The organism is Rhodococcus sp. CX (assembly GCF_015865005.1).
Taxonomy (GTDB): domain Bacteria; phylum Actinomycetota; class Actinomycetes; order Mycobacteriales; family Mycobacteriaceae; genus Rhodococcus.
In genome coordinates this window covers 32,299-39,274 of sequence record NZ_JADZGH010000117.1, presented here as the reverse complement: position 1 = coordinate 39,274, position 6,976 = coordinate 32,299, and the positions used below count along the sequence as shown (strand labels likewise).

7 protein-coding genes are annotated in these 6,976 nt (G+C 71.6%); 6 read left to right on the top strand and 1 reads right to left on the bottom strand.

Features of this window, described 5'->3' with window-relative positions; genetic code table 11:
* The first annotated feature begins 34 nt into the window (after window positions 1–34).
* The 6 genes from I0Q12_RS12840 (at window position 35) to I0Q12_RS12815 (ending at window position 6,350) form a co-directional block, all read left to right on the top strand.
* Entirely contained in the window at window positions 35–406 is a 372-nt protein-coding gene (locus I0Q12_RS12840) for a DUF2784 domain-containing protein (protein WP_197252285.1), read from the top strand.
* Between the two features lie 25 nt (window positions 407–431).
* Complete coding sequence (locus I0Q12_RS12835; RefSeq protein WP_197252284.1) at window positions 432–1,679, top strand: trans-acting enoyl reductase family protein; 1,248 nt, start codon at window positions 432–434, stop codon at window positions 1,677–1,679.
* Window positions 1,680–1,968: 289 nt separating this feature from the next.
* Complete coding sequence (locus I0Q12_RS12830) at window positions 1,969–2,901, top strand: sulfite exporter TauE/SafE family protein (RefSeq protein WP_197252283.1); 933 nt, start codon at window positions 1,969–1,971, stop codon at window positions 2,899–2,901.
* Between the two features lie 89 nt (window positions 2,902–2,990).
* Window positions 2,991–4,304, top strand: coding sequence for a glutaminase (locus I0Q12_RS12825; RefSeq protein ID WP_197252282.1), 1,314 nt, complete (start codon window positions 2,991–2,993; stop codon window positions 4,302–4,304).
* Between the two features lie 23 nt (window positions 4,305–4,327).
* Complete coding sequence (locus tag I0Q12_RS12820; RefSeq protein WP_197252297.1) at window positions 4,328–5,692, top strand: CoA transferase; 1,365 nt, start codon at window positions 4,328–4,330, stop codon at window positions 5,690–5,692.
* Between the two features lie 76 nt (window positions 5,693–5,768).
* Complete coding sequence (locus I0Q12_RS12815; RefSeq protein ID WP_197252281.1) at window positions 5,769–6,350, top strand: hypothetical protein; 582 nt, start codon at window positions 5,769–5,771, stop codon at window positions 6,348–6,350.
* A gap of 29 nt (window positions 6,351–6,379) precedes the next feature.
* Here I0Q12_RS12815 and I0Q12_RS12810 read toward each other — a convergent pair.
* On the bottom strand, window positions 6,380–6,976 hold a 597-nt coding region (locus I0Q12_RS12810), incomplete at its 5' end, for a lysoplasmalogenase (RefSeq protein ID WP_197252280.1).

Genomic DNA, 6,976 nt, shown 5'->3' with positions numbered 1-6,976 from the left:
ACCCGACGAGGAGTAACCGACCTACGCTGGAACCATGCCCTATCGGGTTCTGGCCGACGGCATCGCGCTCACGCATCTGGCGTTCCTGCTGTACGTCACGTTCGGCGGGTTCGTGGCGTGGCGCTGGCCGCGCACGATCGTGCTGCACGCGGTCGCCGTCGTGTGGGGGCTCGCCTCGGTGCTGGTGGGGTTCGACTGCCCGCTCACCCGCGCCGAGAACTGGGCGCGTCACCGCGCCGGCGAGGCGGGGCTGCCGCCGTCCGGATTCATCGACCACTACCTGACCGGGGTGATCTACCCGGATTCCGCGCTCGGCCTGGTCCGCGCGCTCGTCGCGGCCTGCATCCTCGTGTCGTGGGTGGGCCTGTGGCGGCGGTCGCGTCGTGTGAGTTTCGTCGCACGGTGATTTACCCGGCAGTAGGGTGTGCGCCATGAACGCTGCCTCACGCGAACTCGACATCGTCGTCTACGGAGCCACCGGGTTCGTCGGCCGGCTCACCGCCGCCTACCTGGCGGAACATCTGCCGTCCGGGTTGAAGGCCGGCCTGGCCGGGCGGTCCCGCAGCCGCCTCGAGAAGGTCCGCGCGGACCTCGGCGGCACAGCTGCGGACTGGCCGATCCTCGAGGCGGACGCCGAGGATCCGGAGTCGCTGGCCGCGCTGGCCGCGGCGACCCGGGTCGTGATCACCACCGTCGGCCCCTACGCCAAGTACGGGATGCCGCTGGTGCAGGCGTGCGCCGAGGCGGGCACCGACTACGTCGACCTCACCGGCGAGGTGCTGTTCCACCGCGAGAGCATCGACCGGTTCGCCGACACCGCCCGCCGCACCGGCGCCCGGATCGTCCATTCCTGCGGCTTCGACTCGATCCCGTCCGACCTCGGCGTGCACGCGTTGTACCGGGCGGCGCAGGCCGACGACGCGGGCGAACTCGCCGACACCACGCTGATTCTCACCGCGTTCCGCGGCGCCCCCAGCGGCGGCACCATCGATTCGCTGCGCACCCAGCTCGACGTCGTGCGCAAGGACCGCGCGTTGCGGAAGGTCGCGGCGCAACCGTATTCCCTCAGCCCCGACCCGGCGCAGGAACCTCGGTTGGGCCGAGAGAACGACCTCGCGTTCGTCGACGGCAAGACCATCGCACCGGAACTGTCCGGATGGAAGGCGCCGTTCGCGATGGCGTCGTACAACACGCGGATCGTGCGCCGCACCAACGCCCTGACCGGGTGGACGTACGGCAGGTCGTTCCGGTACCGCGAGGTCATGAACGTCGGGTCGTCCCCGCTGTCGCCGGTGCTGGCCGGCGGGGTCGCGGCGGGTCTCGGCGCGCTGGTGCTGGGCCTGTCGTTCCCCCCGACGCGTTTCCTGCTCGACAAGGTGCTGCCGAAGCCGGGCGAAGGGCCGTCCGAAGCCACTCGCGAGCGCGGGTTCTTCACGATCGACCTGTACACGACGACCACGACCGGCGCCCGCTACACCACCCGGTTCGCCGCGCAGGGCGATCCCGGCTACAAGGCGACGGCGGTGATGCTCGCCGAGTCCGCGCTCTCGCTGGCGGTGGGTGGTTCCGCGCTGCACGCCGGCGGCGGGGTGCTCACCCCAGCGGTCGCGTTCGGCGACGTGCTGACCGAACGGCTCCGCGCGGCGGGATTCGAGATCGAGACGCGTCGGCTTCCCTGACGGTCCGTGCGGGACGACACCTCCCGTGGGCCCGGAGGTGCCGTCCCGCACGGGATCACGCTATGCTCGACCGGTCGCCGTGTCCTCGGCGACCCGACGACGAAGGACGACAGCCGTGCAGACGACGAGCATCGAGGCCGCCCCGGCCACCGTGCTTGCGTTGATGCCGTTCTGGCCGACTCGTCGTGGCGCGTGCTTCGACGGCGCGTGTTGTTGCCAGGTGTGTTGCTGAGCGGTCTTTCCGCTCCCCAATTCCCTTCGGTAACCACGTTCGCGGTCGGAGCATGCCTTGTTCAATTTGCTGATCTTCACTCTTGTCGGTGTCGGCGCACAGCTCGTCGACGGCGCACTCGGCATGGCCTTCGGCGTCACCGCCACCACCCTGTTGATCTTCAGCGGTGTCGGGGCGGCGCATGCCAGCGCGGCCGTGCACCTGGCGGAGGTCGGCACCACCCTGGTCTCGGGCATCTCCCACTGGAAGTTCCGCAACATCGACTGGAAGGTCGTCGCCAAGCTCGGCGTGCCCGGCGCGATCGGCGCCTTCCTGGGCGCGACCGTCCTGTCGAGCCTGTCCACCGAGGCCGCGGCCCCGGTCACCGCGGGAATCCTGCTGGCGATCGGTGTGTACGTGGCGCTGCGGTTCTCGGTGCGACCGCCGGCGGTCGCGCATGCCCGCACCTCCCCGCACACCGCGAAGTTCCTGTCGCCCCTCGGCTTCTTCGGCGGGTTCGTCGACGCCAGCGGTGGCGGCGGATGGGGACCGATCACCACCAGCACCCTGCTCTCGCGCGGGAAGACCGCGCCGCGTACCGTGATCGGCTCGGTCAGCGCGTCGGAGTTCATGGTCGCGGTCGCGGCCAGCCTCGGGTTCCTGTTCGGCCTGGGTCGCGAGTCGGTCGGCAACCTGCTCGTCGTCGCAGGCCTGGCGATAGGTGGCGCGATCGCCGCACCGGCGGCCGCGTGGCTGGTCAGCCGGGTGCCGGCGACGCTGCTCGGCACCGCGGTCGGCGGCATCATCGTCATCACCAACGCGCAGAAGCTGTTCAAGTCGTTCGAGGTGACCGGCACCGTCGCGATGCTGCTGTATCTGCTGATCGCGGCCGGTTGGATTGCCCTGCTCAGCGTCTCGTGGCGGCGTTCGCGGCTCACCCGCGCCGAGTCCGCCGGGTCGCTCGAGAAGCTGCAGACCCCGGTCGCCCCCGTCCTGCGCGAAGAGGTCTGAGGCGCTCCGCGCCGGTGTGCACAAATGGCGGCTGGGACCGCCACAAAGGCACACGGGCGGCGGAGGCGCACGCGGGTTAGGATCCGACGATGAAATCGCCGATCCCCGACTATCTGCTCGAGGTCGTGGAGGCGTGCGGGACGGACAATCCCGGGGCGACCGCCGACTACATTCCCGAACTCGCCCAGGCCGATCCGGACCGGATCGCGGTGTGCCTGTCGACAATCGACGGGGTCGTGTACACCGCCGGGGACGCGGATGCCGAGTTCTCGATCCAGTCGATCTCGAAACCGTTCGTGTATGCGCTGGCCCTCGCCGATCACGGCGTCGACGCGGTGCTCGCTCGGGTCGGGGTCGAACCGAGCGGTGAGGCGTTCAACGAGTTGTCGCTCGAGAGCGGGTCCGGGCGGCCGCTCAATCCGATGATCAACGCCGGCGCCCTCACCGCCCACGCGCTCGTCGGTCCCGCGACCGCGACGACGGAGGGACGGTTCGAGCGGGTGCTGCGGGGCCTGTCCGCGTTCGCCGGGCGCGATCTCGCCGTCGACGAGTCGGTGTTCGACTCGGAGCTGGGCACCGCCTACCGCAATTCGGCGATCGCGAACATGCTGCGCAGCTACTCGGTGATCGACGGCGACCCGGCGGAGGTGGTGCGCGGATACACCCGGCAGTGCGCGATCACCGTCACCGTGCGCGACCTCGCGGTGATGGCGGCGACCCTCGCGAACGGCGGCGTCCAGCCACTCACCGGTCAGCGTGTCGTGTCCCGGACGGTGGTGCGGCAGGTGCTCAGCGTGATGATGACCTGCGGCATGTACGACGCGGCCGGCGACTGGATGTCGACGGTGGGGATTCCCGCCAAGAGCGGGGTCTCCGGTGGGGTGCTCGGCGCCCTGCCCGGTCAGGTCGGCATCGGCGCGTTCTCCCCGCGCCTGGACTCCCACGGCTCCAGCGTGCGCGGCGTCCGGATGTGCCGTCGGCTGTCGGACGACATGGGCCTGCACATCATGGACGGGCCGGAACCTGCCCGATCGGCCATCCGGCGCGACCGCCGGTTGCGGGGACCGGACGGCCACACCGTCCGGGTGTGCAGCCTGCAGGGCACCCTGCAGTTCAGCGGCGCCGAACTCGTGCTGCGCGCCCTGGCATCGGCGGAGGACGTGGAGCGGCTCGACGGCGTGGTCCTCGATCTGCGGCGGGTCCACTCGGTCGACGACGTCGCCGAGCGGATGCTCCGCGAGGCGCTACGGCGGCTGCGCCTGGACGGCCTGCGCGTCACGGTCGTCGACCCGGAACGGGTCCTCGACACGCACGCGCACACCCGCCGACCCGCCCGCGACGGAGACATCGCCGACGAATTCGCGCCGGACCTCGCGTCGTTCGACAACTTCGAGAGGGTGTGATCGTGCCCGACCTGCCGCTGCCGATGCCCGACCTGCACCTGCAGCACGACTACGCGAAGGCGCTCGCCGAGGCGGGACTCGACGCCACACCGACCGGTGACGTGGCGTGCCCCGATCCGGGAGCTCTGCTGGCGGCACGGCTGCCGGTGTTCGCGCTCGCCGCGGGCGCGGTCGCCGCATTCGCGCAGGCCGCGAACCGGGTGCGCGCGGCGGCCGGCGTGCGTCCACGCCCGGTGCGGCTCGATCCCGAGCGGATCGCCGCGTCCTTCTCCGGGGATCGGATGCTCCGGTTGTCGGGGACCCCGATCGACGGTTTCGCCGACCTGTCCGGCTTCTTCCGGGCCCGCGACGGATGGGTGCGCACGCATGCGAACTATCCGCACCACCGCGCCCGCCTGCTGCGTGCCCTGGACGTGCCCGCCGACGCGGGCCGGGAGCAGGTGGCCGACCGGATCCGCGGCCTGGACGCCGCCACGGTCGAGACCGCGGCGGTGGCGCACGACGCGATCGCGGTACGGGTGCGCGACGAGGCGCAGTGGCGGTCGTCCGAGCCGGGACGCGCGGTGGCCACGGAACCCCTCGTCGCGGTGACCCGCCGGGCCGACTTTGGGCGCGTGGCCGCGCCGGCACCGACGGAGGCGGCGCCGCTCGCGGGGGTACGCGTGCTCGACACGACCCGGGTCATCGCCGGCCCGGTCGCCTCCCGGGCGCTGGCGCTGCTCGGTGCGACGGTGCTGCGCATCGATCCGCCGCACCTGCCCGAGATCGAATGGCAGCACATCGAGAACGGCCAGGGGAAACGCAGCGCGTTGCTGGATCTGCGCGACCCCCGCGGGGCTGCGACATTCCGCGCGTTGCTCGCGGACGCCGACATCCTGCTCAGTGGTTATCGCCCCGGTGCGCTCGAGGCAATGATCGGCGATATCGGCGCGGTCCGTCCGGGCCTGATCCGGGGCCGGGTGTGCGCGTGGGGCACGACGGGACCGTGGGCGGGGCGCCGCGGGTTCGATTCGATCGTGCAGGCCGCCTCCGGGATCGCTGCCGTCGAGTCCGGCGGCGATGCACCCGGCGCGCTGCCCGCGCAGGCGCTCGATCACGCATCCGGCTACCTGCTCGCCGCCGGCGTCCTCGACGCCTACGCGGTCGGTGACGGCGTCGGTCGGGACGTGACGGTGTCGCTGGCCCGCACCGGAGCGTGGCTGCTCGACGCGCCCGGTCGCCGAACCGACGCGCCGCGGCCGGCCACCCCGAGCGTCGCCACCGTCGTGACCCACGGTGCGGTCACCGCGGCCCGGCCCGCCGTCGCCGACTACCCCGATCATCCGTTCCCGGCGCGCCCGTGGGGTGGGGATCCCCCGTCCTGGCCGATACTCCCGGAAACACGCTGACCTGCGAAGATATCCCCGAAATCGGGCAACCGGGACCAAGATCAACGAGCGGGCCCGCGGCCTATACCATGCAGCGGTGAATCGAACTCGACTTCTCGCCGTCCCCGTCGCACTCGCCTGCGCGCTGCTGCCCGCCTGCTCCTCCGAAGACTCCTCCTCCGACGCCACGTCCCCGGATTCGGCGTCCTCGGATTCGGGGTCGGAGTTCACCCCCGGCACCCTCGACGAGGACATCCTCGCCCGCTTCTCGAGCTGCGCGGACATCGAACCCTATGTCGCCGACTACATCGACGGGCTGCAGGCCGGCGCCGCGAGCGAGGCCGGCGAGAACGGCGCCTACTGCCAGTGGGAAAGCCCCGCGACCGGCTTCGACGCGATCCGCACCGTCGGCGTCATCCTCGAACCCGGCACCGGCACCGTCTACTCCGCCGACCAGATGGGCGGCTCCGGGCTGACCGTGATCTCCGACGCCGACATCGAGAAGGCCGGCGGCATCGCGTACACCCTCGAGCAGGAGATCGCCGTCGCCTCCGTCGCCGTGACCACGGTGACGCTGCCCGAGGTGTCGGTGACGATCACCGGCGGCAAATGGGCCGATCGCCCGGCCCTCGACGGACCCGCCTCGGTCGCCGTCGCAAAGGAACTGATCGGAATCTGATCCCCTGTCCCGGCCGGTTCGTGACCAGGTCAGGCGGTCGCGGCCCGGCCGGGGCTCGACACCGCGCTTTCGTCGACCGCGCGGGCGCCGACCGCGATGAGCACCTGGGCCGCGATGTAGGTGGACATGACGGCGAAGCCGGAGACGGACAGCTCGGTGAACGCCCCGAGTGCGATCAGCGCGTCCGAGACGACGAACAGCACCGCGCCGGTCGCCATCACCGAGGACACGCCGGTGGCGAGCACCGCCATCGTGGCGAGCAGCAGCCCGTACACGACGACCGGGACGAGCAGTGCGCCCGCGCCGGCCGCGCACACCGCGATCAGCGCGACGACGGCGACCACCGGGATCGCCAGCGCCCAGCGGCGCGTGTACAGGATGCTCGCCGACCGGTACGGTGCGAACGCCGCGATGTACACGATCTGCGCGCACAGGAAGAACCCGACCATCACCAGGAACGCGGTGTCCCCGCCGAACAGGTCGGGTGCGGCATCGCCCAGCCACGACAACCCGAGAGCGAGGAGCACGAGATTCACCAGTCGGGTGCGCGGCGCCGGGGCGGAGGCGGCCAGCGCGGCGGCGAGCAGCGGCATCAGGAACCACTGGGAGATGTCGGTGAACGCCGA

Excerpts from the sequence above, each read along its gene's own strand:
- I0Q12_RS12840 (WP_197252285.1), top strand. The coding sequence starts at position 35 with ATGCCCTATCGGGTTCTGGCCGACGGCATCGCGCTCACGCATCTGGCG.
- I0Q12_RS12835 (WP_197252284.1), top strand. The coding sequence starts at position 432 with ATGAACGCTGCCTCACGCGAACTCGACATCGTCGTCTACGGAGCCACC.
- I0Q12_RS12825 (WP_197252282.1), top strand. The coding sequence starts at position 2,991 with ATGAAATCGCCGATCCCCGACTATCTGCTCGAGGTCGTGGAGGCGTGC.
- I0Q12_RS12820 (WP_197252297.1), top strand. The coding sequence starts at position 4,328 with ATGCCCGACCTGCACCTGCAGCACGACTACGCGAAGGCGCTCGCCGAG.